This window comes from Mycolicibacterium sediminis (assembly GCF_010731735.1).
GTDB classification, from domain to species: domain Bacteria; phylum Actinomycetota; class Actinomycetes; order Mycobacteriales; family Mycobacteriaceae; genus Mycobacterium; species Mycobacterium sediminis.
In genome coordinates this window covers 4141510-4166721 of the sequence record NZ_AP022588.1, presented here as the reverse complement: position 1 = coordinate 4166721, position 25212 = coordinate 4141510, and the positions used below count along the sequence as shown (strand labels likewise).

Annotated in this window: 19 protein-coding genes and 3 rRNA genes; 4 read left to right on the top strand and 18 right to left on the bottom strand. The window is 67.2% G+C overall.

Going from position 1 to position 25212, the window contains the following annotated elements; translation table 11 throughout:
* Positions 1–96: 96 nt before the first annotated feature.
* The 11 genes from recN to G6N64_RS19865 form a co-directional block, all read right to left on the bottom strand.
* Complete coding sequence (gene recN / locus G6N64_RS19915) at positions 97–1863, bottom strand: DNA repair protein RecN (protein WP_163799050.1); 1767 nt, start codon at positions 1861–1863, stop codon at positions 97–99.
* Positions 1863–2786 (bottom strand): NAD kinase, encoded by a 924-nt coding sequence (locus G6N64_RS19910; RefSeq protein WP_163799048.1) that lies wholly within the window; start codon positions 2784–2786, stop codon positions 1863–1865. Before G6N64_RS19910 ends, recN begins: the two co-directional genes overlap by 1 nt.
* A complete protein-coding gene (locus G6N64_RS19905) occupies positions 2783–3589 on the bottom strand; it encodes a TlyA family RNA methyltransferase (RefSeq protein WP_163799046.1) in 807 nt (268 codons plus the stop codon). Before G6N64_RS19905 ends, G6N64_RS19910 begins: the two co-directional genes overlap by 4 nt.
* 6 nt (positions 3590–3595) lie before the next feature.
* Positions 3596–3796: a hypothetical protein gene (locus G6N64_RS19900; protein ID WP_163799043.1), complete on the bottom strand. Its 201-nt coding sequence runs from the start codon at positions 3794–3796 to the stop codon at positions 3596–3598.
* Between the two features lie 8 nt (positions 3797–3804).
* Complete coding sequence (locus G6N64_RS19895; RefSeq protein WP_163799041.1) at positions 3805–4827, bottom strand: HAD-IIA family hydrolase; 1023 nt, start codon at positions 4825–4827, stop codon at positions 3805–3807.
* A 1-nt stretch (position 4828) separates the two neighbouring features.
* A complete protein-coding gene (locus G6N64_RS19890; RefSeq protein WP_163799039.1) occupies positions 4829–5650 on the bottom strand; it encodes a proline-rich domain-containing protein in 822 nt (273 codons plus the stop codon).
* Positions 5651–5807: 157 nt separating this feature from the next.
* Positions 5808–5920: ribosomal RNA gene (rrf, locus tag G6N64_RS19885) — 5S ribosomal RNA — on the bottom strand.
* Positions 5921–6063: 143 nt separating this feature from the next.
* A 23S ribosomal RNA gene (locus G6N64_RS19880) occupies positions 6064–9179 on the bottom strand.
* Positions 9180–9667: 488 nt separating this feature from the next.
* Positions 9668–11186 (bottom strand): 16S ribosomal RNA (locus G6N64_RS19875).
* Together the 16S, 23S and 5S rRNA genes form the textbook arrangement of a ribosomal RNA operon.
* Before the next feature lie 390 nt (positions 11187–11576).
* Entirely contained in the window at positions 11577–12860 is a 1284-nt protein-coding gene (gene tyrS, locus G6N64_RS19870) for a tyrosine--tRNA ligase (protein WP_163799037.1), read from the bottom strand.
* A gap of 41 nt (positions 12861–12901) precedes the next feature.
* The gene (locus G6N64_RS19865; protein WP_163799035.1) at positions 12902–13513 is read right to left on the bottom strand and encodes a DNA-3-methyladenine glycosylase; all 612 of its coding nucleotides are present in this window, start codon (positions 13511–13513) and stop codon (positions 12902–12904) included.
* A gap of 59 nt (positions 13514–13572) precedes the next feature.
* Here G6N64_RS19865 and G6N64_RS19860 point away from each other — a divergent pair, with 59 nt between their 5' ends.
* The 3 genes from G6N64_RS19860 to G6N64_RS19850 are packed head-to-tail and all read left to right on the top strand — an operon-like array spanning position 13573 to position 15709.
* Positions 13573–14352 (top strand): ABC transporter ATP-binding protein, encoded by a 780-nt coding sequence (locus G6N64_RS19860; protein WP_163799033.1) that lies wholly within the window; start codon positions 13573–13575, stop codon positions 14350–14352.
* Positions 14277–15104, top strand: coding sequence for an ABC transporter permease (locus tag G6N64_RS19855; RefSeq protein WP_163799031.1), 828 nt, complete (start codon positions 14277–14279; stop codon positions 15102–15104). Before G6N64_RS19860 ends, G6N64_RS19855 begins: the two co-directional genes overlap by 76 nt.
* Positions 15101–15709 (top strand): TetR/AcrR family transcriptional regulator, encoded by a 609-nt coding sequence (locus G6N64_RS19850; RefSeq protein WP_163799030.1) that lies wholly within the window; start codon positions 15101–15103, stop codon positions 15707–15709. The genes G6N64_RS19855 and G6N64_RS19850 overlap by 4 nt, the downstream gene beginning before the upstream one ends.
* On the opposite strand, the gene G6N64_RS19845 is transcribed toward G6N64_RS19850, so the two are convergent.
* The 4 genes from G6N64_RS19845 to G6N64_RS19830 form a co-directional block, all read right to left on the bottom strand.
* Positions 15697–16212: a DUF302 domain-containing protein gene (locus G6N64_RS19845; RefSeq protein ID WP_197748289.1), complete on the bottom strand. Its 516-nt coding sequence runs from the start codon at positions 16210–16212 to the stop codon at positions 15697–15699. The two genes, G6N64_RS19850 and G6N64_RS19845, sit on opposite strands and share 13 nt — an antisense overlap.
* 50 nt (positions 16213–16262) lie before the next feature.
* Complete coding sequence (locus G6N64_RS19840) at positions 16263–16475, bottom strand: Trm112 family protein (protein WP_163799029.1); 213 nt, start codon at positions 16473–16475, stop codon at positions 16263–16265.
* A gap of 3 nt (positions 16476–16478) precedes the next feature.
* Positions 16479–17030 (bottom strand): hypothetical protein, encoded by a 552-nt coding sequence (locus G6N64_RS19835; RefSeq protein WP_163799027.1) that lies wholly within the window; start codon positions 17028–17030, stop codon positions 16479–16481.
* Between the two features lie 80 nt (positions 17031–17110).
* Positions 17111–20086: an acyl-CoA synthetase gene (locus G6N64_RS19830; RefSeq protein WP_163799025.1), complete on the bottom strand. Its 2976-nt coding sequence runs from the start codon at positions 20084–20086 to the stop codon at positions 17111–17113.
* A 124-nt stretch (positions 20087–20210) separates the two neighbouring features.
* Between G6N64_RS19830 and G6N64_RS19825 the strand changes: the two genes are divergently transcribed.
* A complete protein-coding gene (locus G6N64_RS19825) occupies positions 20211–21959 on the top strand; it encodes an ABC-F family ATP-binding cassette domain-containing protein (RefSeq protein WP_163799023.1) in 1749 nt (582 codons plus the stop codon).
* 9 nt (positions 21960–21968) lie between these two features.
* On the opposite strand, the gene argH is transcribed toward G6N64_RS19825, so the two are convergent.
* From argH to G6N64_RS19810, 3 genes are all read right to left on the bottom strand, one after another.
* Positions 21969–23390, bottom strand: a complete 1422-nt coding sequence (argH, locus tag G6N64_RS19820; protein WP_163799020.1) for an argininosuccinate lyase — start codon at positions 23388–23390, stop codon at positions 21969–21971.
* 94 nt (positions 23391–23484) lie between these two features.
* Positions 23485–24687 (bottom strand): argininosuccinate synthase, encoded by a 1203-nt coding sequence (locus G6N64_RS19815; protein WP_163799018.1) that lies wholly within the window; start codon positions 24685–24687, stop codon positions 23485–23487.
* A gap of 18 nt (positions 24688–24705) precedes the next feature.
* On the bottom strand, positions 24706–25212 hold the full coding sequence (locus G6N64_RS19810; RefSeq protein WP_163799016.1) for an arginine repressor: 507 nt from the start codon (positions 25210–25212) through the stop codon (positions 24706–24708).

Sequence of the window (25212 nt, the reverse complement as noted above, 5' to 3'; positions counted from 1 at the left end):
CTACAGGTGGAGGCGCGCCGTAACACCAGCCTCAGGAGTTGCATTCAGTCACATCTGCAACACGCTTGAGGCGCAGTTCGATGACGGCGTGGGCGCTCAGGCGTCCTGATGCGACTCCTGGCGCGCCGCCTCGAGGAGTTCCCGAGCATGCGCGCGACCACTGTCGGACTCGCCGAGCCCGGCCAGCATCCGGGCGAGTTCGGCGACGCGATCGTCGTCGTCGAGGCGCCGCACCTCGCTGGACTTGCCGCGCCCGCGGGCGCTGTCGACGATGAGGTGGGCGTCGGCGTAGGCGGCCACCTGCGGGAGGTGGGTCACGACGATCACCTGGTGCGTCCTGGCCAACCGGGCCAGCCGGCGTCCGATCTGCACGGCGGCCCGCCCACCAACGCCGGCGTCGACCTCGTCGAAGACCATCGTGGTGCCCTCGGCCGACGCGGCGAGCACGACTTCCAGGGCGAGCATCACCCGCGAGAGTTCGCCGCCGGACGCGCTCTTGGCCAGCGGCAGGACGTCGGACCCCGTGTGCGGGGTGAAGCCGAATTCCACGGCGTCGACGCCGTCGTGACCGGCGTGCACCGTCTCCCCGGTGGGCAGTGTCAGCGGTGCGGAGTCATCGGTGCGCGCGGGAAGCGGCGTCACGGTGATCGCGAAGCCGGCGCCTGCCATCGCGAGGCCGGCGAGTTCGGCGGTGACGGCCTTCGCCAGGGACTTCGCCGCCTTGGTCCGCGCCTTCGTGATGACGGCTGCGGAGGTCACCACCGCCGACTCGAGTTCGGTGACCCGCGCGGCGAGCGCGGCGAGCGCCTCCTCCGACACGTCGAGCTGGGCCAGCCTGCCGCGCGCATCCTCGGCCCACGCCAGCACGCCCGAGATGTCGGCGGCGTACTTGCGGGTGAGTGTGCGCAGCTCGGCCTGGCGACTCAGCTTGGTCTCCAACGTGCTTGCATCGCTGGGCAATTCGGCCAGGAAGTCACCGAGTTCGGTCGACACGTCGCCGATCACGGCCATCGCCTCGGTCAGCCGGCCGGCCAGGCCGCGCAGCGCATCGTCGTCGGTGCCGCCGAGCGCGGCCTGCGCCCGACCCACGCCGTCGGCCGCCGACGAGCCGTCCGAGGTCGGCTCGTCCAGCGATCCCGACAGGGCGGCACGCGCCACGGACGCGGCCTCGCGCAGTGCGTCGAGTTCGGACAGTCGCCGGATGTCGGCCACCAGACCGTCGTCCTCGCCCGGTTGCGGTGCAATGGAGTCGATCTCGTCCAGGCCGAACTGCAGACGGTCGGCCTCCTGCGCGAGTTCCCGGGCCCGTTGCCTGCGGTCAGCGAGATCGCGACGCGCGGTCAGCCACTCTGACCGCGCCTGCCGGTAGCGCGCCAGCGCCGCCTCCACGTCGACGAACCGGTCCAGCGCGCCGAGCTGCTCGTCGGGCCGCATCAGCCTCAGCTGATCGTTCTGCCCGTGCAGCGCCAGCAGTTCGGTGGTGAACGTGCCCAGCGACTTCGCGGGCACGCTGCGACCACCCAGGTATGCCCGCGACGGTCCGTCGCGGCTCACCGACCGCGCCGCGATGACGCTGCCGTCGTCGTCGCGCTCTGCACCCGACGAGTCGAGTACCTCGTCGATGCGGGCTGCGACGCGGGCACCCACGTCATCGGTGGTGAAACGGCCCTCGACGACGGCGCGTTCGCTCCCGGAACGCACCCGGGTGGCGTCGGCGCGGGCGCCGCCGAGCAGGTGCAGGCCCGTGACGACCATCGTCTTGCCGGTGCCGGTCTCCCCCGTGAGAACCGTCAATCCGCGGTCGAACTCGGCGGTCGCGGAGATGATCGCGCCGAGCGACTCGATCCTGATCTCGGAGAGCACTACTGACCGCGCCAGCCCGTGGTCGGCAACCGGAACTTGCGGACCAGCCGGTCGGTGAAGGGCGCACTGTCGAGCCGCACCCACTTCAAGGGCGTCCCGCAGCGCCGGACCTCGAGGCGTCCACCCGGCGGCACGACCATCTCGCGGCGCCCGTCGCAGAACACCATTGCGTCGTAACCGCCCGCTTCGGTCTCGATGGCGATCGCCGCGTTGGGGCTCGTCACCATCGGACGGGCGAACAGCGCGTGCGCATTGTTGGGCACCACCAGGATCGACTCGATGTCCGGCCACAGGATCGGGCCGCCGGCGGAGAACGCGTACGCGGTCGACCCGGTGGGCGTGGAGACCAGCACGCCGTCGCAGCCGAACTCGGAGACCGGGCGCCCGTCGACCTCGAGCACCACCCCGAGCACCCCGAGCCGGGGCCCCTTCTCCAGGCTGGCCTCGTTGAGCGCCCACCCGCGGTGCACGATCTGCCCGTTGACCCGGACGGCCACGTCGAGCGTCATGCGCTCCTCGACGCTGTAGTCGCGCTTCACCACGTGGTCCAGCACGGAGTCGATGGCCTCGGCCTCGGCTTCGGCGAGGAAGCCGACCTTGCCGAGATTGACTCCGAGGACCGGGATCTCGACGTTGCGGGCGAGTTCGGCGGCGCGCAGGAACGTGCCGTCGCCGCCGAGGACGAGCACCAGCTCGCAGCCCTCCGCGGCGCGTTCATCGGCGTCGACGACCTCGATCTCGACTCCGAGCGCCCGGACTCCGTCGGGCGTCGACTGCGCCGAGCTGCGGTCCACGGACTCGGCGGCCAGCACCCGCAGCGCGATGCCGTTGTCGCCGAGCACCTTCTCGACGCGTCTCGTGGTGTCGAAGACGTCATCACGGCCGGTGTGTACCACCAGGAGCACGCATCGTTCGCTGGTCACTGTGGGCCCTCCACGACGGCGCGACGGACGGCGTCGTCGAGTGCGACGCCATCCAAGGACTCCGGCGTGCGGGTTCGCAACCGGAGGAAGTACTCGACGTTGCCCGACGGTCCGGGAAGAGGGCTGGCCGTCACGTCGACCGCCGGCCAGCCCAGGTCGGCCGCACGCAACGCCACGGACGTGACGGCATCGGCGCGCAGTTCCGGATCGCTGACGACGCCGCCGGCGCCGACGCGATCCCTACCGACCTCGAACTGTGGTTTCACCATGGGAACGATATCGGCGTCCGGGGACGCGCACGCGGTCAGCGCGGGCAGAACCGTAGCCAGCGAGATGAACGACAGGTCAGCGACGACGAGGTCGACGAGTCCGCCGATGGCCTCGGGTGTCAGGGAACGCACGTTGGTGCGCTCCAGGACCTGCACCCGGTCATCCGAACGCAGGGACCACGCGAGCTGGCCGTACCCGACGTCGGCGGCCACGACCAGCGCGACTCCGCGATCGAGCAGCACTTCCGTGAACCCGCCGGTCGACGCGCCGGCGTCGAGACAGCGCCGGCCGCTCACGTCGACCCCGAAGGCGTCGAGCGCACCGATCAGCTTGTGCGCACCGCGCGACACCCACGTGCGTTCGTCCGCCGCGACAGTCAGCCGAGCGTCGAGGGACACCGCGGTCGCGGGTTTCGCGGCGGGCATCCCGTCGATCCGCACCCGGCCCGCGCCGATCAACTCGGCCGCCTGCTGCCGAGACCGCGCGAGACCGCGCCTGACCAACTCGGCATCAACCCGGGCACGCCGCGTCACGCCGGGTCACCCGCGGTGCGTCGACGCCGCGGCGCCCCCGCCCGCCTGGCCGTGCTCGACCGATTCCAGCGCCCTGACGAGCAGGTCGTTGGCCTGCTCGAGTCGCGCGGCTATGACGTCGACGTCGGCGTCGGGAGCGTGCGGCGCAGGCATGTCCGCGAGCAGTGCCTCGATCTCGTGGCGGATCTGGTCGGGCTCGATGGTCATCTCGATTCTCACGCTAGCCGATCGGCGGACCGGAGCAGCGACCAGCGTTCGAGGGCGTCGTGTGCAGCGGCGTCGCCGGCGTCGACGGTGATGCGAGCCGAGTCGAGCCCGGCCGCCCAGAGCGCGTGCGCGGTGGCCCGCACCACGGTCAACGGGTCGCCGACGTCCTCGCCGGTGGAGTGCACGGTGACCGCGTCTCCGGACACGTCGACCCGCCAGGCGGGATGCGGTGCGACGCGCAGGGCGTCCGCATCGTCATACAGCGAGCGCAGATCCGGGCCGACGTAGTCCGGGCGCTCGGCGGGGATCGCGTGCACCATGTCGGCGGCGGTACTCACGCCGGTGAGGACGAGCAGGCTCGGCAGGTCGGCGGCTGTCGCACCCGCGATGTCGGTGTCCAGCCGGTCGCCCACCACCAGCGGCGTCCTGAACTCGCCGCGAGCCCGCGCGTCGTCGAGCAGCGCGGGCGCCGGCTTGCCCGCCACCTGCGGATCACTGTCGGTGGCGGTGCGGAGCGCGGCGACCATGGATCCGTTGCCGGGCAACAGGCCTCGCTCCGAGGGCAGTGTGCGGTCGACGTTCGCCGCGACCCAGAGGGCTCCGGACCGGATGGCGAGTGCCGCCTCGGCGAGGATCGCCCAACCCGTGTCGGGCGAGTGACCCTGGACGACCGCGACGGGCCCCTCGTCGAACGTCCGGACCGGCTCCAGGCCGACGTTCGAGACCTCGGCGGCGAGCGAGTCGGTGCCGACGACGAGCACCTTGGCGCCGGGGTCGAGCTGGTCGGCGAGCAGACGGGCGGCGCTCTGCGCGCTGGTCACCACGTCGTCGGCGGTCGCGGCGAAGCCGAGCTCCCTGAGGTGCTCGGCGACGCCCTCGGGCGCCCGCGAGGCGTTGTTCGTGACGTAGAGGGTGCGTGCGGTGATCGACGCGAGCGTCTCCACGGACCCCTCGGTGGCCTGACTGCCTCGGAACACGGTGCCGTCGAGGTCGAGGAGCAGACAGTCGTGATCCTGCGCGAGCGTGCTCACGTCAGGACAGTTCCGTGATGCGCTCTTCGGCGTCAGTCTGACCCTCGAGGTCGGCGGCCGCCGCATTCATGAACCACTGCAACGCATCCGAGGTCCTGTCGAGCGCCAAGAGCGTCTCGGCGTATACGTAGAACAGACGCGCCGCCGTCAGACCGGTGCGGGTCCGATCGAGCGGCGGACTCGACAGAGCGGCCAGCGCCTGTTCGTGCTGACCGAGATCGGACCTCGCGCCTGCGAGGACGATGCGGAGTTCGTCGGCGTCGTCACCGGTGAGTTCCGCGGCCTCCGGGCTGCGGCCGAGTTCGATGGCCTTCTCCGGCCGACCGACCCCGCGCTCGCAGTCGGCGATCAATGGAAGCAGAGCGGACTTGCTGCCCATTCTCCTGGCGGCACGCAATTCGGCGAGGGCCTGTGACCAGTCGCCGTAGTGGTAGGCGGCGATGCCGACCGCTTCCCGAACGGCGGCGATGCGCCCCGCGCGGGTCCGTGCCGCCTGCGCGTGCGCGAGGGCGGCTTCCGGGTCGTCCTCGAGCAGGTCGCCCGCGGCGACGAGGTGCCGGGCGACGAAGTCGGCGGTCGACTTGTCGAGTGTCAGGAGTTCACTGCGCACGTCCGGCGCGAGCTGCTTGGCCTCGATGTCGGGCGGGATCGGCGGCCCGGAGCGTTCGAAGTCCTGGTCGTCGCGTGGTTGGGTACGGCGAGCACGGTCGGGACCCGACGACCGGGGTGCGCCCTGGCCGGAGCGTGCCGGCCGACGTGGACCACCACCGTTCGACGGTCGCTGCGATCGGCGGTCGCCGCCGCCCTGCCTGTCCTCGGCCACGTTGCGCCTCTCTGGTTCGACACGTCGTCTCGAGAAGAATACGGCCTCACTGCGAAACGAGCGAAGACGAACAAATTCAATTCGACGATTAAATGGTCGACAACCCAATAAAGAGAATCACCCCCCACAGTTAAGTGGGGGGTGATTCCTAATGTGTGTTCGGCGGTGTCCTACTTTTCCACCCGTAGGGGTAGTATCATCGGCGCTGGTAGGCTTAGCTTCCGGGTTCGGGATGGGTCCGGGCGTTTCCCTGCCGCTATTACCGCCGTAACTCTATTTTATTTTCAGCCCCGTATTGGTGTTATTTGGTGGTGGGGTGTGGTCTGTCTGATCCTCGTGTGGATGCGTGGTTGCGTACGCGTGTTGTGGTGTGACTTACACGTTTCCTTTGAACCCCCGAGGGGGGTGGTTGTGTGTGTAAGTTTTCGGCCGGTTAGTGCCAGTTCCCTGCACCCATTGCTGGGCTTCTAGGTCTGGTCTATCAATCCCGTGGTCTGCGGGGGGCCTTATCCCACTTAATGGGTGAGAAGCCTGGTCTTGGAGGGGGTTTCCCGCTTAGATGCTTTCAGCGGTTATCCTGTCCGAACGTAGCTATCCAGCGGTGCCCCTGGTGGGACAACTGGTAGACCAGAGGTTCGTCCGTCCCGGTCCTCTCGTACTAGGGACAGGTTTCCTCAAGCTTCTGACGCGCGCGGCGGATAGAGACCGAACTGTCTCACGACGTTCTAAACCCAGCTCGCGTGCCGCTTTAATGGGCGAACAGCCCAACCCTTGGGACCTGCTCCAGCCCCAGGATGCGACGAGCCGACATCGAGGTGCCAAACCATCCCGTCGATATGGACTCTTGGGGAAGATCAGCCTGTTATCCCGGGGTACCTTTTATCCGTTGAGCGACACCCTTCCACTCGGGGTGCCGGATCACTAGTCCCGACTTTCGTCCCTGCTCGACATGTACGTCTCGCAGTCAAGCTCCCTTGTGCACTTACACTCAACACCTGATTGCCGTCCAGGTTGAGGGAACCTTTGGGCGCCTCCGTTACTTTTTTGGAGGCAACCGCCCCAGTTAAACTACCCACCAGGCACTGTTCCTGAACCGGATATACGGTTCGAGGTTAGAAGCCCAATACGATCAGAGTGGTATTTCAACGATGACTCCACCCACACTGGCGTGCGGGTTTCACAGTCTCCCACCTATCCTACACAAACCGTACCGAGCGCCAATACCAAGTTGTAGTGAAGGTCCCGGGGTCTTTTCGTCCTGCCGCGCGTAACGAGCATCTTTACTCGTAGTGCAATTTCGCCGAGTCTATGGTTGAGACAGTTGAGAAGTCGTTACGCCATTCGTGCAGGTCGGAACTTACCCGACAAGGAATTTCGCTACCTTAGGATGGTTATAGTTACCACCGCCGTTTACTGGGGCTTAAATTCTCAGCTTCACACCCCGAAGGGCATTAACCGGTCCTCTTAACCTTCCAGCACCGGGCAGGCGTCAGTCCGTATACATCGTCTTGCGACTTCGCACGGACCTGTGTTTTTAGTAAACAGTCGCTTCTCACTGGTTTGTGCCACCCCCCACCGCTGCCGGCCGCGAGGGCCATGACAGTAAGGGTCCTCCTTCTCCCGAAGTTACGGAGGTATTTTGCCGAGTTCCTTAACCATAGTTCACTCGTACGCCTTGGTATTCTCTACCTGACCACCTGTGTTGGTTTGGGGTACGGGCCGTGTCTGCACTCGCTAGAGGCTTTTCTTGGCAGCATAGGATCACCGAATTCGCCTCAATCGGCTATGCATCACCTCTCGGACTTGTGTGACATCCGGATTTGCCTAGATGTCGTCCTACGGGCTTGCCCCAGTATTACCACTGACTGGTACGGCTACCTTCCTGCGTCACCCCATCGCTTGACTACTACCAGCGAAGGTCCCGCGCAGCCCCACGAACCCTCACACCCGAAGGTGATCGGTGATCGTGGTTTTGGGCGGTTAGTACCGCTGATTCATCACGGGCGCGCATACACGGGTACGGGAATATCAACCCGTTGTCCATCGACTACGCCTGTCGGCCTCGCCTTAGGTCCCGACTCACCCTGGGAGGACTGGCCTGGCCCAGGAACCCTTGGTCTTTCGGCGGGCAAGGTTCTCACTTGCCTTATCGCTACTCATGCCTGCATTCTCACTCCCACACCCTCCACAGCTCCATCACTAGGCTGCTTCATCGGCGTGCAGGACGCTCCCCTACCCATCCTTGCGGATGCCGCGGCTTCGGCGGTGTGCTTGAGCCCCGCTACATTATCGGCGCACAATCACTTGACCAGTGAGCTATTACGCACTCTTTCAAGGGTGGCTGCTTCTAAGCCAACCTCCTGGTTGTCTTCGCGACTGCACATCCTTTTCCACTTAGCACACGCTTAGGGGCCTTAGCCGGCGATCTGGGCTGTTTCCCTCTCGACGCACGGAGCTTATCCCCCGCCGTCTCACTGCCGCACTGTTGACTTACCGGCATTCGGAGTTTGGCTGACATCAGTAACCTTGTGAGGCCCATCCGCCATCCAGTAGCTCTACCTCCAGTAAGGACCATGCAACGCTGCACCTAAATGCATTTCGGGGAGAACCAGCTATCACGGAGTTTGATTGGCCTTTCACCCTACCCACAACTCATCCCTCAGTCTTCAACCTAAGTGGGTTCGGGCCTCCACAACATCTTACTGCTGCTTCACCCTGGCCATGGGTAGATCACTCCGCTTCGGGTCCAGAACACGCCACTACACCACACACTCTTGTGCGGATACGCCCTATTCAGACTCGCTTTCGCTGCGGCTACCCCACACGGGTTAACCTCGCGACATGTCCCTGACTCGCAGGCTCATTCTTCAAAAGGCACGCCATCACCCCACGACGAATCGAAGGCTCTGACGGCTTGTAGGCGCACGGTTTCAGGTACTATTTCACTCCCCTCCCGGGGTACTTTTCACCATTCCCTCACGGTACTAATCCGCTATCGGTCATCAGAAGGTATTCAGGCTTACCGGGTGGTCCCGGCAGATTCACAGCAGATTCCACGGGCCCGCTGCTACTCGGGAACACCACACAAGGCAGACATCGGGTTTTCACGTACCGGGCTCTCACCGTCTACGGCAGGCCATCCCAAGCCACTTCCGCTAACCACGACATTTTCTCACTGCCCTCCAGTCGGATAGAACTGGAAACATGGGTCCCACAACCCCGCACACAACCCCTACCCGGTATCACATGCATGCGGTTTAGCCATCCTCCGCTTTCGCTCGCCACTACTCACGGAATCACTGTTGTTTTCTCTTCCTACGGGTACTGAGATGTTTCACTTCCCGCGTTACCTCCCGCACCCTATGTATTCAGATACGGGTAACACGACATCACTCGTGCTGGGTTTCCCCATTCGGACACCCTCGGATCAACGCTCGGTTGGCAGCTCCCGAGGCATATCGCAGCCTCCCACGTCCTTCATCGGCCTCTGATGCCAAGGCATCCACCATGCGCCCTTAAACACTTACAAAGCACAAAACCATAAACAAAGAAAAAATCACACCACAACAAACCGACACACTCAGTGCAGGCGCCACCCCCATGACGGGAACGGAACCCACGACGCATGCCAGCTTGATGCTCGCAACCACTATCCACGAATCAAACACCACACCCCACCACCAAAACCTGGGGCAACAACCAAACCACCCACACTCTCGTGCGAGCCGGCGCCCCGACCCCACCCCCGACCATCCCCACACAGGGAACGGTCTTACATTCGGGGTGGCGTACACGCGCCGCGGGCTTGTTGTCTCAAAGCCCAATAGTGTGTTGGTGATTCGCGGGCCGGCATCTTCTCCTACCGGTACCCGCACTGCTTGCCATGTGCACCAGACCCCCACCCACTACAGGCACGACCCAACGGAATGTCGAGTCTTGGGGGCCATCCAACGAATCGCCCGGCGCACCGAACCCCCACACGATGTGGGCGGGGCCGAGTCTCGTGGTGCTCCTTAGAAAGGAGGTGATCCAGCCGCACCTTCCGGTACGGCTACCTTGTTACGACTTCGTCCCAATCGCCGATCCCACCTTCGACGGCTCCCTCCCACGAGGGGTTAGGCCACCGGCTTCGGGTGTTACCGACTTTCATGACGTGACGGGCGGTGTGTACAAGGCCCGGGAACGTATTCACCGCAGCGTTGCTGATCTGCGATTACTAGCGACTCCGACTTCACGGGGTCGAGTTGCAGACCCCGATCCGAACTGAGACCGGCTTTGAAGGGATTCGCTCCACCTTACGGATTCGCAGCCCTCTGTACCGGCCATTGTAGCATGTGTGAAGCCCTGGACATAAGGGGCATGATGACTTGACGTCATCCCCACCTTCCTCCGAGTTGACCCCGGCAGTCTCTTACGAGTCCCCGCCATGACGCGCTGGCAACATAAGATAGGGGTTGCGCTCGTTGCGGGACTTAACCCAACATCTCACGACACGAGCTGACGACAGCCATGCACCACCTGCACACAGGCCACAAGGGAACTGATATCTCTACCAGCGTCCTGTGCATGTCAAACCCAGGTAAGGTTCTTCGCGTTGCATCGAATTAATCCACATGCTCCGCCGCTTGTGCGGGCCCCCGTCAATTTCTTTGAGTTTTAGCCTTGCGGCCGTACTCCCCAGGCGGGGTACTTAATGCGTTAGCTACGGCACGGATCCCAAGGAAGGAAACCCACACCTAGTACCCACCGTTTACGGCGTGGACTACCAGGGTATCTAATCCTGTTCGCTCCCCACGCTTTCGCTCCTCAGCGTCAGTTACTGCCCAGAGACCCGCCTTCGCCACCGGTGTTCCTCCTGATATCTGCGCATTCCACCGCTACACCAGGAATTCCAGTCTCCCCTGCAGTACTCAAGTCTGCCCGTATCGCCCGCACGCCCACAGTTAAGCTGTGAGTTTTCACGAACAACGCGACAAACCACCTACGAGCTCTTTACGCCCAGTAATTCCGGACAACGCTCGGACCCTACGTATTACCGCGGCTGCTGGCACGTAGTTGGCCGGTCCTTCTTCTGCACATACCGTCACTTGCGCTTCGTCTGTGCTGAAAGGAGTTTACAACCCGAAGGCCGTCATCCCCCACGCGGCGTCGCTGCATCAGGCTTGCGCCCATTGTGCAATATTCCCCACTGCTGCCTCCCGTAGGAGTCTGGGCCGTATCTCAGTCCCAGTGTGGCCGGTCACCCTCTCAGGCCGGCTACCCGTCGTCGCCTTGGTGAGCCGTAACCTCACCAACAAGCTGATAGGCCGCGGGCCCATCCCACACCGCAAAGCTTTCCCCACCAACCATGCAGTCAATGAGGTGTATTCGGTATTAGACCCAGTTTCCCAGGCTTATCCCAAAGTGCAGGGCAGATCACCCACGTGTTACTCACCCGTTCGCCACTCGAGTACCCCGAAGGGCCTTTCCGTTCGACTTGCATGTGTTAAGCACGCCGCCAGCGTTCGTCCTGAGCCAGAATCAAACTCTCCAAACAAAAACAACCCAACCCAACAGGTCAGGTGAATTCGCAATCAGAAAAATCCGATCAACAAACCAGAACACCAAACAAACTGGCATCCAAAAAACCATGCCCCCCTAAACGAGAAAAAAGGAGACACAGATAAAACAACAAACAAAAACCACCAAACACACTATTGAGTTCTCAAACAACACACCCGCTCCGACCGCGCACGAACCCCGCGGCTGAAAGCCGCTAGCTAGTACTGCGGGCGGATGAGGACCCTCACCGAAGTGCGGGTTTCCCTCTGGGAGTCTGCCGCGCTCCCCGGTCCGAAGTCCGTGTCGCGGCGACCTGAGATAAGTTACGTCAGTGGTAACTCGGAGTCAAATCCGCTGGTAGACGCTCTTTTTCTCGTCGGTCTCATCATCCAACGCGTCGGACTCCGGAAATGTTCCGCTTGCCACGGCGCAGCACCAGCCACCGGCCGTGCAGGAAGTCGCCGGCCTCCGGTGTCCACTCGTCGCTCTCGATCCGGACGTTGTTGACGTAGACGCCGCCTTCGGCCACGGTCCGTCGGGCCGCGCCCCTGCTCGGGACGAGACCGGTCGCCACCAGGAGGTCGGTGATCGCATCCGGTCCCCCGGGCGCCAGTTCGGCGACCTGGTCGTTGCCGGCCTCTCGCAGAGCGGCCGCGAGCGTCGGCTCGTCGAGGTCGGTCAGTTCGCCCCGGCCGAACAGCGCTTGGCTCGCCAGCTCGACCGCATCCGTCGCCGATTGCCCGTGCACCAGGGTGGTCAGTTCCCGGGCCAGTCGGCGTTGGCCGGCGCGTTCGTGGGGACGTGACCTGGTCGCCTCGTCGAGTTCCTCGACCTCGTCGCGCGAGAGGAACGTGAACCACTTGAGGTAGGGCACGACGTCGGCGTCGGCGGTGTTCACGAAGTACTGGTACCAGGCGTACGGGCTGGTCATCTCCGGATCCAGCCAGAGATTGCCGCCGCCGGTCGACTTGCCGAACTTCCTGCCCTCGGAGTCGGTGACCAGGGGGGTCGTCATCGCGTGCACCGTCGCTCCGGCCTTCTGGCGGACCAGGCGTGCTCCGGCCACGATGTTGCCCCACTGATCGGAACCGCCGATCTGCAACGCGCAGCCGAACCGCCGATGGAGTTCCACGTAGTCGTTGGACTGCAGAAGCATGTAGCTGAACTCGGTGTAGGACATGCCATCACCCTCGAGGCGCCGCCGCACGGTCTCACGGTCGAGCATGACGTTGACCGAGAAGTACTTGCCGACGTCGCGTAGGAACTCGATGGCCGACAGTTCGCTGGTCCAGGTCAGGTTGTTCTGCGTGACCGCACCCGTCGGCGTCTCGTCGAACTCGACGAAGCGTTCGAGCTGGCCTCGGATGCGGGAGGCCCAGTCCGCGACGGTGTCCGCGGTGTTCAGCGTGCGCTCGCCCGTCTCCCGCGGGTCGCCGATCATGCCGGTGGCTCCGCCGGCCAGGACGATCGGACGGTGGCCCGCCTGCTGGAACCGCCGGAGGACCAGCAGCGGGACGAGGTGTCCGGCGTGCAAACTCGGCCCGGTCGGATCGAACCCGGAGTACAGCGTCAGCGGACCTGCGGCGAGATCCGCCGCCAGGGCATCTCGATCAGTCGACTGTGCGATCAAGCCGCGCCAGTCCAGTTCATCGAGGATGTCGTCAACCATGCGTCGATCTTCGCGCATCGGCGCCCTCGACCCGTAACCAGTCAGTCGCTCGCTCCCGGGGCCGGCGCCCGCGGGCTGCGACGGAAGGCGGACACCTCCGAACGGCCACCCACCCAGAACCGCCACGGGCGGTCCGCGGCCGTACTCACCCCCACCCGAGGTCCACTCGAGCCCTCGATCGACTCGCCGAGCCGAAGCCGCACCGGGCTCGTCTCGTCGAAGAGATCGATCCCGTTGTCCTCGAGCGCGATTCCCAGCGCAGAGCACAGGTTGCCAGGGCCCCTGGCGAGTTTGGCCGCCGGCACCGCCGGGCCGCGCCGGGTGGACGCGACGACGTCTCCGTCGTCGATCACGGCCGCCCTGAGCAGTACCGCACCTGCGACGCCGTCGAACCCGCACACCACGTTCGCGCACACGTGGATGCCGTGGCTGCGGTAGGTGTACAGCCGGCCCGGCGGTCCGAACATGACCGCACTGCGGGGCCGAGGACCGCGGAACGAGTGCGACGCGGAGTCCGGCCATGGTCCGTCGGGCGGCCCGCCGTAGGCCTCGACCTCGACGATCGTGGCCGTGACGTCACGACCGGTCAGTTCCGCGCCGAGGAGCCGCCGAGCGGCGGCGACCGGGTCGGCGGGCAGGCGGTCGGGAGACACGGTGGCGATTCTGCCGCGTTCCGTTGACAGACCCGGCGACGGGGCGCATTATTCATCGCATGATGACTTCATCGTCCGATGAATTTCAGCGACCGGCCGCGCAACCCGACGATGCGGTGGTCGTCGACCGGCTGGTCGTGATCCGCGGCGGGCGGCGCGCACTCGACGACGTCTCGCTGCGGGTGGGTCGCGGAACCATCACCGGCCTGCTCGGCCCGTCCGGATGCGGCAAGACGACCTTGATCCGCTCGATCACCGGCACCCAGGTCGTCGCCTCGGGATCGGTCACCGTGCTCGGCATGCCCGCCGGCAGTGCCGCTCTCCGTCACCGCGTCGGCTACGTCACGCAGAACGCCACCATCTACGGCGACCTACGAGTCGTCGACAACGTCCGCTACTTCGCTGCGCTGTACGGCACGGGCAAGGCCGCCGCCGACGAGGCGATCACCGCCGTCGGGCTCGGAGACCATCGGGCCGCGCCGTGCGCCGGCCTCTCCGGCGGCCAGCGGAACCGGGTGTCACTGGCCTGCGCACTGGTGTCGCATCCCGATCTGCTCGTACTCGACGAACCCACCGTCGGCCTGGACCCCGTGCTGCGGGTCGACCTCTGGCAGCGCTTCCACGACCTGGCGCGAAACGGCACCACACTGCTGGTGTCGAGCCACGTCATGGACGAAGCCGACCACTGCCGCGACCTGCTCCTGATGCGCCACGGTCGCCTGCTCACCCGTACCACCCCGACGACACTGCGAGAGGACACCGGATGTCAGTCACTGGAGGACGCGTTCCTGACCATCATCCGGCGCACCACCGGGCACGTGGGCGCCGCGGCGGGCTGAGCCCGGTCCCCTACGTCGCCACCACGACGCGGATCCTCCGGCAGCTGGCCGGCGACCACCGCAGCGTCGCCATGATCGTGGTGGTGCCGAGCGCCATCATCGCGCTGATGTTCTTCATGTTCCAGGACGCCCCGCGACGGCCGGGTGTTCCGTCGCCGTTCGACGACGCGTGCCTGATCATGCTCGGCGTCTTCCCGCTGGTCGTGATGTTCCTGATCACGTCCATCACCATGCAGCGGGAGCGCGCGTCGGGCACCTTGGAACGCATCCTCACCACTCCCCTGCGCCGCCTCGATCTGCTCGCCGCGTACGGCACCGCGTTCTCCATCGCCGCGGCCGCGCAGGCCACGCTGGCATGCGTCGTCTCGTTCTGGCTGCTCGGGCTCGACACCGCGGGCAGCCCGGCGCTCGTGTTCGTGATCGCGATCATCAACGCCGTCCTCGGCGTGGGACTCGGGCTGCTCTGCAGCGCGTTCGCGCGCACCGAGTTCCAGGCCGTCCAGTTCATGCCGCTGGTCATCGTGCCGCAGCTGCTGCTGTGCGGGATCATCGTGCCGCGCGACGTGCTGCCCGGCTGGCTGCAGTGGATCAGCGACGTCCTGCCCGCCAGCTACGCGCTCGAGGCTCTTCGGGAGGTGGGCGCGCACCCGGAGATGACTGCGACCGCGGTGCGCGACGTAGCGGTGGTGGTGGGATTCGCCGTCCTGGCCATGGGCCTGGCGGCGGCGACGCTCCGCCGCAGGACTCCGTGAGCAGGCGACCGGGACGCCCCGCGGGCGGGTCCGACAGCCGCGACCGCATCCTCGACCACGCTCGGGAATTGTTCGCCCGCAACGGGTTCGACAAGACCTCCGTACGCTCCATCGCGGCGGGCGCCGGTGTGGACGCGGCGCTCGTCCATCACTACTTCGGCACCAAGCAGCAGTTGTTCGCCGCCGCGATCCACATCCCGATCGATCCCATGCAGGTCATCGGTCCGATGCGTGAGACGCCCGTGGACCAGCTGGGGCTGATGCTGCCGTCGACCCTGTTGCCGCTGTGGGACTCCGAGCTGGGCGCCGGTTTCATCGCGACCCTGCGCTCACTGCTGGCGGGCAACGACGTCGGCCTCGTGCGGTCGTTCGTCCAGGAGGTGATCGCCGTCGAACTCGGAGGTCGCGTCGACGACCCGCCGGGCTCCGGGCGCGTCCGGGTGCAGTTCGTCGCCTCGCAGTTGGTGGGCGTCGTGATCGCGAGGTACATCCTCGAGCTGGAACCGTTCGCGACGCTGCCGGTCGATCAGATCGCCCGGACGATCGCGCCGAACCTGCAACGCTACCTCACAGGCGAACTGCCCGGGCCGGCTCAGGAGTCGTGACGAAGTTCGGTGGGGGCGTCGCCACCCAGCGTGACGACCAGTCCCGCGAGGAGCGAGTCGAGGTGGCGGCCGACGGCCTCGATCTCGGTCGAGCCGTAACTGCCGAACAGCAGGCTCGGCTGATCGACCGCCAGGTTGGTCGTCCCCGCGGGATCGACGTACAGCAGCGTTCGCAGTGGTGCGTGCAGCATCACGGCCGGATCGTGCCGGAACATCCGTTCGGCGATGGTGTGGTTCCCCATCAGGTACTGGCGGCCGGTCCACGGCGCGGACGCCGTGGCGAACACGGCGGTGAGATCGACGCCGTAGTACCGCATGAACCCGTAGGGGGCGGTGCGTTCGGCGAGGTCGAGGTGCTCCTGCCAGGACGTCAGGGCCGCGAAGGCAGCGAGGTCGGCCGTCGGCACGACCTGTTCGTACTGCTCGACGAAGTCCGCGAGGTCGCGGTCGAACGGGATGATGAGGCGACGGTTGGCGTGCTCGACGGAGCCGTTGGTGGTCATGCCCTAAGTATGATCGTGCATACCCAGGGCCGCATTACCGCTAGCTGCAATCACGCACCGGCGAGGGTCACCAGGCGGTCGTGCTCGGCGTCGTCGGTGACGTCGACGGCCTCGTCGACCAGGAGCACGGGAACGTCGCCCTCGATCCGGTAGGCACGACGCAGTCGCGGGTTGTAGAGGACGCCCTCGTCGGCGACGAGCAGCAGCGGCCCACGGTCCTGCGGGCAGACGAGGATGTCGAGCAGCCTCTGGTCCAGTGCCATCGCTCAGCCCTGGGGGATGTCGAGCGGACTCTGGATCGGCTGGCCGTTGCCCGGCGGGATCTGCCCGATGCCGAACTGGGTGGGGCTCTGCGACTGCTGCATCATCCCGCGCTGCTGGGCGCGGCGTTGGAACGACAGCGTCTGCTCGAGCGCCGTCCGCAGGGGCACCTGGTTGGGCCGCTTCGCCAACCCCTCCTGCAGCGCGATCACGTTGCCCTTGGACGGGTAGTAGCCCTGCGACCGCAGCATCATCACGCTGTGGATCAGCTGCGACACCTGGCCGCCACCGCTGCCGGTGTCGTAGTCCGCGGCGATCGTCGCCAGCGCCTGATCGCCGGCCTGCGCATCGCTGGACATGGCGCCGGCACCGCCCGGCGTGATCGGGCTGCCCGGTGCGGACGCCACCGGGGTGACGGGGTTGGTGGGTTCGACGGGCGAGGGTTCCGACAGCGCCGCCGGCGCGGCCGCGAGAAGTCCGGCGACCAGGGCGCCGGAGGCGACCGCTCCGGTTGCGGCGCGACGCCAGCGGGTATTCGTGCTGGTCAGCGAAGTCATCGATCCTCCACGCGAACGGGGCCTGCGACGCTCTGCCGCCAGCCGGGAGCCTAACAGTGTGACCAAGGTGACGCACGGCCTCAGCGGGCCGAGCCCTCCCCCAGCAACTCGGTTCGCACGGCGGCCGTCAACCGCTTGTACACCCCTGTGTCGTCGTCCCGGTACCAGGCGTTACGGGACGGCTTCGGCAGCCCGCCGGACCGCAGCGGACCGAGCAGCGGACGGTAGGACGCGCTGAGCTTCATGTCGGGGACCACGTGCACGACGTCGGGGTGCACTCCCGCCGGCAGCGTCGCGAGCGCCTCGTTGAGGTCGGCGGTCGGGACGCTGCCTCCGGGGGCCAGCGCGAGGGCGGTCACCGCGAGGGCCCTGTCGTCGACCTTGACCTCGTAGGTCGCCGCGAGGTCCACCGCGCCGATCCGACCCGCCGCGTCGTTGACCGTGGCGCTGAACACCGGACCGCGCTCGGTCCGGATGACGCTGCCCCGATGATCGACCAACCAGAAGTCACCGTCCGCGTCGCGGCGGAACAGGTACTCCGTCGACACCCAGAAGTCGGCCGGGGCGAACACGCCGCGCTTGATCGATGCCCTCGGGTCGACGGGACCACGGGGGTGCGCGAGCAGGACGCCCACCTCATTGGTATCGGCGAGCCGGACGAAGCCGCTGTCCTCCTCGAGGATGAGGTCGTCGTCGACGTCGTAGGCCGCGAGTTCGACGCGTCCACCGCCCGGAAGCGGTCGGCCCTCGCTGCCGATCTTGGCTCCCGAGACGTTCGCGAGGACGGCCTGACCGTCGGTGGTCGCGAAGAACTCGACGATGTGCGCCGGCGCGAATTCCTCCTCGATGCGCTTCCAGAGGCCGGTCGGCATGCCGGAGCCGATGAAGAGCCGCACCGGGTGGGTGCCGTTGAGCACGAAGGACGGATCGTCCACCACGTCGCGGAGCATCGCCCAGGTGTAGGACACGACGGTGACTCCGTACTGCCGCAGCTCGTGAACGAAGCGGTCCGGGCGCAGCCCGCGGGACAGCGCGATCCGGGTTCCGCCGACGACGGCGCCACCCACGCTGACGAGCAGCCCCGACTGGTGGTGCAGCGGCGTCAGGCAGTAGACGGTGTCACCGCGTTCGAGGTTCGCCGCCGACGCCGTCCCGAATGCGGACAGCGCCCACCGGAAGTTCGTGATCTGGCGTGCGACGAGTGCGCCGCCGACGGTGGCGAAGGCGACGTAGGCGAGGTCCTTCGCGAAGCCGGGGTTGGGCCGGTACCAGCCGGGCAAGGCGACGACGTCGGGGTCGATCCGCTCCATGTCGACCACGTTCGGGTTGCCCTGCGGGTCCAGGTCGCGGTTCTCACCACCGCCGAGAACCAGCACGCGCAGGGGCAGCCGGGTGGCCGCGTCCAGGTTGCCGGGGTCGGCGATGACGTCCGACACGCCACCCAGCCGGGCCGCCTCGGCGAGGTCGGCATCCGGCGGCATCAGGACCGCGACGGCGCCGAGGCGAGACAGCGCGGCGATCGCGACCAGCGCGCTCGGCCTGGTCTCCATCAGGACGCCGACGTGCGCACCCTGGCGGACCCCGACGCTGATGAGACCGCGGACGACGTTGTTGATGCGGCGGTCGACCGCCTCGTAGGTGTGCACCCGCCCGTCGAACAGCAGGAACTCGCCCTCCGGCGTCGCGACGGCCTGTTCACTCATGATGCGGCCGAGGGAGATTCGCGTGTGGTCGTTGATCTGCCCGAGCCGGGCGAGCCTGGGCAGCGTGCGCGCCGTCTCGACGACCAGCGCACGTGCGGACTTGTTGGCGGTGATGAAGGCGTCTGCGGCCGAACGGGCCACGTTGAAGGTCAGCTCCGCGGCGGCACCGGCGCCGTGGACCAGGCGGGAGGTGAGCGGCACGCCGGTGTCGCTGCCCTGCGGGGGCTGCAACGCCATGGGCACGACGTCCGAGGGCATCCTGCCGTCGCCCGACAGCCACTTGACCCAGCCCGCCACGGTCGGCCAGGTCTGGTCGGCCGCCCGCGACCCCACGACGAGGCCGAAATGCCCGGCGCGGATCAGGTATTCGTAGACGTCGGCCTGCGGCGAGGCGCGCCTGATCCCGCGGACCGACGCGGGCTGGCCGATGTCGTCCACCTCGCCGACGACGGCGAGGATGGGGCAGTCGATGTCGGCGAGCGTGACGAGGTCACCCCGGATCGAGAACCCGCCGCTCATCATCCGGTTGTGCGCGATGAACTGCTTGAGCAGTTCCGCGATCGCCGGCCCGGACCACGCGATGTACCCGTCGGAGGCCAGGAAGCGCCGCTGCTGCTCGCGGGGCAGCAGCGCCTCGCGGTCGTGCAACTGCCGCACGAACTCCACCCGTGACTGGGCGGTCTTGATCGGGTCGAGCAGTTGGAAGCCGGTGCGGGCCATCCAGCCGGGGATGTCGATGCGGCTGAAGACGTGGTCGGCCATGAAGTCGGCCGCACCGACGGCCAGGCCGGCCGGCAGATTGAAGGGCAGCGCGGCCAGCGTGTCCACCGGCGAGCCGAAGGCGACGATGCTGGCGATGCCCTCGGACCGCCGGAACGCGGCGGCCTGGTAGCAGAACATGCCGCCCTGCGAGTAGCCGGCGAGGTGGACGTCACTGTCGGTGAGCTTCTTCACCGTGTCGACGGCCTCGCTGAGGGCGACGATGTGGTCGGAGAGGTTGCGCTGCATGCCGCCCTCGACCTCGTCCGGGGAGCCGAAGTCGATGACCCAGGGGTCGATTCCCGCGGCGTGCAGGATGCCCACGGCGCCTTCCGCGCGGGTGACGTCCCACATGTCGGCCGACATCATCATCGGGTGCACCATCAGGACCGGCGGACCCGGCTCGGCCGCACCCGGGCGGACGTCGGGTGGGAAGTACCGGCGCAGCCGGTACATGGGGACGCTCTCGACGATCTGGAAGGGCGATGGCAGCGCACCGGTTTCGAGTCCGCCGTAGCGCAGCACCTCGAGGCCGTTCTGCGCCGTCGCCATCAGCCGCCCCACGGGTCTGGTGAATGCCGACAGGTCGACCATTGTGCTTCCCTTCACGCTCCCCCGGACCCGCAGTTTTCCGTCGTCATCATGGCACAGCGGCCTGACGGCCCCACCGGCCTCGGTGCGACGGCGGCCACCGGTCGCCGCCTATGATCGGAGGCCGATGGCGAACCTGATCAACGTCGAACGCGTCAGCGTCGGCTACGGCACCCGAACCCTCCTCGACGGCGTGAGCCTGGGCATCGACGAGGGCGAGGCGATCGGTGTCGTCGGCCGCAACGGCGACGGCAAGACGACCCTGCTCCAGATCCTCACCGAAACACGTCCTCCCGACTCCGGACGCGTCACGCACACGTCCGGGACGTCGGTCGGGTACCTGCACCAGGCCGACGACTTCGCCGCCGAGGCCACGATCCGTGACGTCATCGTGGGTGGCAGACCCGACCACATCTGGGCCGCGGAGGCCGAGACCCGCGCCGTGGTCACCCACCTGCTGTCCGAGGTGTCGCTCGACCAGACCGTCGACGATCTCAGCGGTGGCGAGCGGCGACGCGTCGCGCTGGCCGCCGTGCTGCTGGCCGGCCATGACGTGCTGGTCCTCGACGAGCCCACCAACCACCTCGACGTCGAGGTGATCGGCTGGCTGGCGGGTCACCTCGCCGGCAAGCGCACCCAGTCGATCGTCGTGGTCAGCCACGATCGCTGGTTCCTCGACGCCGTCTGCACGAAGACCTGGGAGGTGCACGACGGCACCGTCGACGCCTACGACGGCGGCTACGCCGAGTACGTGCTCGCCCGGGCCGAACGCTCGAGGATCGCCGCGGGCACCGAGAGCCGCCGGCAGAACCTGATGCGCAAGGAACTGGCGTGGCTGCGGCGGGGTCCGCCCGCGCGGACGTCCAAGCCGCGATTCCGCATCCAGGCGGCCAACGACCTGATCGCGAACGAGCCGCCGGCGCGGGATTCGCTGTCGCTGCAGCGCTTCGCGACGGCACGGCTCGGCAAGGACGTGTTCGATCTGCACCGCGTCGACCTCGAACTCGGCGGCAAGACGCTGCTCGACAAGCTGGACTGGTCGATCGGGCCGGGCGCCCGGATCGGTCTCGTCGGGGTCAACGGCACCGGCAAGTCGTCGATCCTCAAGCTCCTCGTCGGTGAGATGCCCCCGACGTCGGGCACGGTCAAGCGCGGTCAGACACTGTCGATCGGCTACCTGAGTCAGGCACTCGCCGAACTGAATCCCGACGAGCGGGTGCTCGACGCGGTCGAGAGCAAGAAGCGGCTCACCGAGGTCGCGGGCGGGCGCGAGGTCAGTACGTCGACGCTGCTGGAGGACTTCGGCTTCACCGGCGACAAGCTCACCACCCGGCTGGGCGACCTGTCCGGCGGCGAGCGACGGCGGCTGCAGTTCCTGCGCCTGCTCCTCGACGAGCCGAACGTGCTGCTGCTCGACGAGCCGACCAACGACCTCGACATCGACACGCTGACCGTCATCGAGGATTACCTGGACGGCTGGCCCGGCACGCTCATCGTCGTGACCCACGACCGCTACTTCCTCGAGCGCGTCACCGACGTCACCTACGCGCTGACCGGCGGCGGCCGCTGCGACCTGCTACCCGGTGGCATCGAGCAGTACCTCGAGGGTCGCATCGCCGCGGAGTCCGCCGCGCCGGCGAAGACCGCCGACCGATCCGAGTCGGCGTCCGCGCGGGAGCGCCGGACCGGAAAGGAGCTGTCGCGCATCGAGAGTCAGCTTGGCAAGCTCGACAGCAGGATCGCGACTCTGCACTCGACGATGGCGGACGCCGCCGCCGACCACGTGAAGGCGGCGGCCCTCAACGACGAACTGCGGGACCTGACCGCACGCAAGGAGTCCCTCGAAGAGGAGTGGCTCGAGCTGGCCGACGGCTGAGTCCGGGCGTCACACCGGGTGGCGCAGTGCCACCCGCAGCCGGTCCGCGGTGTCCCGGACGATGCCCAGCTGCCGGGCGACCTGCACGGGTGCGGTGCCGCCGCGAGCATCGCGCGAGTCGACCGAGCCGGCGACGGTGAGGACCTCGCGCACCTCCGCGGTCAGTCCCGGGTGGATGCCGGCGAGTTCGTCGTCGGCCAGCTCCTCGAGACCCACGCCGCGCGACTCGGCGGTACGCACCGCCGCGCCGGCCGCCTCGTGGGCGACGCGGAACGGGATGCCCTGCCGGACCAGCCATTCCGCGACGTCGGTGGCCAGGGTGTAGCCGAGCGGCGCGAGTTCGGCCATCCGGTCGGTGTCGAAGACGAGGGTCCCGACGAGACCGGCGACCGCGGGCAGCAGCATCTCGAGTTGCCCGACGGAGTCGAACACCGGCTCCTTGTCCTCCTGCAGGTCCCGGTTGTAGGCGAGCGGTTGCGCCTTCAGCGTCGCGAGGAGGCCGGTGAGGTTGCCGATCAGACGTCCGGACTTGCCTCGGGCCAGTTCGGCGATGTCCGGGTTCTTCTTCTGAGGCATGATCGAGCTGCCGGTGGACCATGAGTCGTGCAGCGTGACGTAGCCGAATTCCGTGGTGCTCCACAGGATCACGTCCTCGGCGAGCCGGGACAGGTCCACCGCGATCATCGCCAGGACGAACGCGGCCTCGGCGGCGAAGTCCCTGGCGGCGGTCGCGTCGATCGAGTTGTCGGCCGCCGCGTCGAAGCCGAGTTCCGCGGCGATGGCGTCCGGGTCGAGACCGAGCGACGACCCGGCGAGCGCCCCGGAACCGTACGGCGACACGGCCGTACGCACATCGAAGTCGACGATGCGCGAGACATCGCGCAGCAGCGGGTGGGCGTGCGCCAGCAGGTGGTGCGCCAGCAGGACGGGCTGCGCCGACTGCAGGTGGGTCTTGCCCGGCATGATCGCGGTCGGGTGCGCGGCGGCCTGGGTGGCGAGTGCGGCGACGACGTCGAGGGCGCCGTTGCCCACCCTGGCCATCGCATCGCGCAACCACATCCGGAACAGCGTGGCGACCTGGTCGTTGCGCGACCGGCCCGCGCGCAATCGGCCACCGAGTTCGTCGCCCACCCGGTCGATGAGGCCGCGTTCGAGCGCGCCGTGCACGTCCTCGTCGGACGGCAGCGGCCCGAAGGTACCGTCGGCGACGTCCTCCCCCAGGCTGTCCAGGCCGGCGAGCAGACCGTCGCGTTGGTCCTCGGTCAGCAGTCCCGCACCGAACAGCACCCGCGCGTGCGCCTTGGAGGCGCGGACGTCGTACGGCGCCAGCACCCAGTCGAAGTGCGTCGACTTGCTCAGTGCGGCAAGGGCGTCGGACGGTCCGTCGGCGAATCGTCCGCCCCACAGGGACCCCTCGTTGGTGGTGCTCACGTGGTTGCCTTCCTCCCGCGAGCGTGCGTGAAGTCGGGTTTCCTTGCGGCGTGTCGCCCGCAGACACGCACGCTCGCCGGAGAGGTCGGAGGAGTCACGTGCCCGCCAGGTCCCGCTTCGCGGCGATCTTCGACGACAGGCCGTGCACGTGGACGAAGCCCTTGGCGCTGGACTGGTCGAAGGTGTCGCCCTCGTCGTAGGTGGCGAGGTTGAAGTCGTAGAGCGATTCGGCGCTGCGCCGGCCGTTGACGGCGATGTGTCCACCGTGCAGGACCAGGCGGATCTCTCCGCTGACGTGCTCCTGGGTGTGCGCGACGAACGTCTCGAGCGCGCGCTTCAGCGGCGAGTACCACAGGCCGTCGTAGACGAGCTCGCCCCACTTCTGGTCGGTGTTGCGCTTGAACCGGCCCAGTTCGCGCTCGAGCGTGACGTGCTCGAGTTCGGTGTGGGCGGTGATGAGCACCATGGCGCCCGGCGCCTCGTAGATCTCGCGGCTCTTGATGCCGACCAGGCGGTCCTCGACGACGTCGAGACGCCCGACGCCCTGCGCGCCCGCGCGGCGGTTCAACTCGACGATGGCCTCGAGCACGCTCACCGGCCTGCCGTCGATGGACACCGGCACGCCCCGCTCGAACCCGACGACCACCTCGTCCGGACTGCTCCAGTTGACCGTCGGATCCTCGGTGTAGTCGTAGACGTCCTTGGTCGGGGCGTTCCAGAGGTGTTCCAGGAAGCCCGTTTCCACGGCGCGGCCCCACACGTTCTGGTCGATCGAGAACGGCGAGCGCTTGCTCACGTTGATCGGGATCGCGTTCTCCTCGGCGAAGGCGATGGCCTTCTCCCGCGTCCACGCGTAGTCGCGGACCGGTGCCAGCACCTCGAGATCCGGTGCCAGCGAGGCGAACCCGACCTCGAAGCGCACCTGATCGTTGCCCTTGCCGGTGCAGCCGTGCGCCACGATGCCGCCACCGTGCTCCCGTGCGGCCTCGACGAGGTGCTTGACGATCAGCGGGCGGCTGATCGCCGACACCAGCGGGTAGCGGTCCATGTAGAGCGCGTTGGACTGGATGGTCGGCAGGCAGTACTCGTTCGCGAACTCGTCGCGAGCGTCGACGACGACGGCCTCGACGGCTCCGCAGTCGATGGCGCGCTGCCGGACCACCTCCATGTCCTCACCGCCCTGCCCGAGGTCGATGGCCACGGCCACGACCTCGCGACCGGTCTCCTTGCCGATCCAGCTGATCGCGACCGAGGTGTCCAGACCGCCGGAGTACGCCAGGATGACGCGTTCGGACATTGAATCTCCTTCTCGTTACTACTGAAGCGTTGACGTGCTGGGGTGCGCTCGATGAGCTTCTTCGAAGCGCTCGGCCAGTTGTGCTCCGGTCATCGGGTCGCGGGCGACCACCAGGATGGTGTCGTCGCCGGCGACCGTGCCGACGACGTCCGGCAGGGCCGCGCGGTCGATGGCGCTGGCCAGGTAGTGCGCTGCGCCGGGTGGGGTGCGCAGCACCGCGAGGTTACCGCTGGCATCGGTGGACACCAGCAGGTCACCCAGGAGTCGCGACATGCGCTCGGTGCCGCCCGACACTCCGCGCACCGGGCTGCCGTCCTCCGGCACCACGTACACACCGGTGCCCCCGTCGGCCCCGCGCAGCTTGACCGCACCGAGTTCCTCGAGGTCCCGCGACAGGGTGGCCTGGGTGACGTCGATCCCGTCCGCGGCCAGCATGCCCGCGAGTTCGACCTGACTGCGCACCGAGTGCGACGACAGCAGCGTCACGATCCGCGCCTGCCTGCCTGCCCTGGTGGAGGTCGTCAC

What these genes read in the sequence shown, in the direction of transcription:
- G6N64_RS19835 (WP_163799027.1), bottom strand. Translation starts at nt 17,030, where the DNA reads ATGACTTCGCTGACCAGCACGAATACCCGCTGGCGTCGCGCCGCAACC.
- G6N64_RS19825 (WP_163799023.1), top strand. Translation starts at nt 20,211, where the DNA reads ATGGCGAACCTGATCAACGTCGAACGCGTCAGCGTCGGCTACGGCACC.
- G6N64_RS19900 (WP_163799043.1), bottom strand. Translation starts at nt 3,796, where the DNA reads ATGACCATCGAGCCCGACCAGATCCGCCACGAGATCGAGGCACTGCTC.
- G6N64_RS19860 (WP_163799033.1), top strand. Translation starts at nt 13,573, where the DNA reads ATGATGACTTCATCGTCCGATGAATTTCAGCGACCGGCCGCGCAACCC.
- G6N64_RS19855 (WP_163799031.1), top strand. Translation starts at nt 14,277, where the DNA reads ATGTCAGTCACTGGAGGACGCGTTCCTGACCATCATCCGGCGCACCAC.
- G6N64_RS19815 (WP_163799018.1), bottom strand. Translation starts at nt 24,687, where the DNA reads ATGTCCGAACGCGTCATCCTGGCGTACTCCGGCGGTCTGGACACCTCG.
- G6N64_RS19830 (WP_163799025.1), bottom strand. Translation starts at nt 20,086, where the DNA reads ATGGTCGACCTGTCGGCATTCACCAGACCCGTGGGGCGGCTGATGGCG.
- tyrS (WP_163799037.1), bottom strand. Translation starts at nt 12,860, where the DNA reads ATGGTTGACGACATCCTCGATGAACTGGACTGGCGCGGCTTGATCGCA.
- G6N64_RS19845 (WP_197748289.1), bottom strand. Translation starts at nt 16,212, where the DNA reads ATGACCACCAACGGCTCCGTCGAGCACGCCAACCGTCGCCTCATCATC.
- G6N64_RS19840 (WP_163799029.1), bottom strand. Translation starts at nt 16,475, where the DNA reads ATGGCACTGGACCAGAGGCTGCTCGACATCCTCGTCTGCCCGCAGGAC.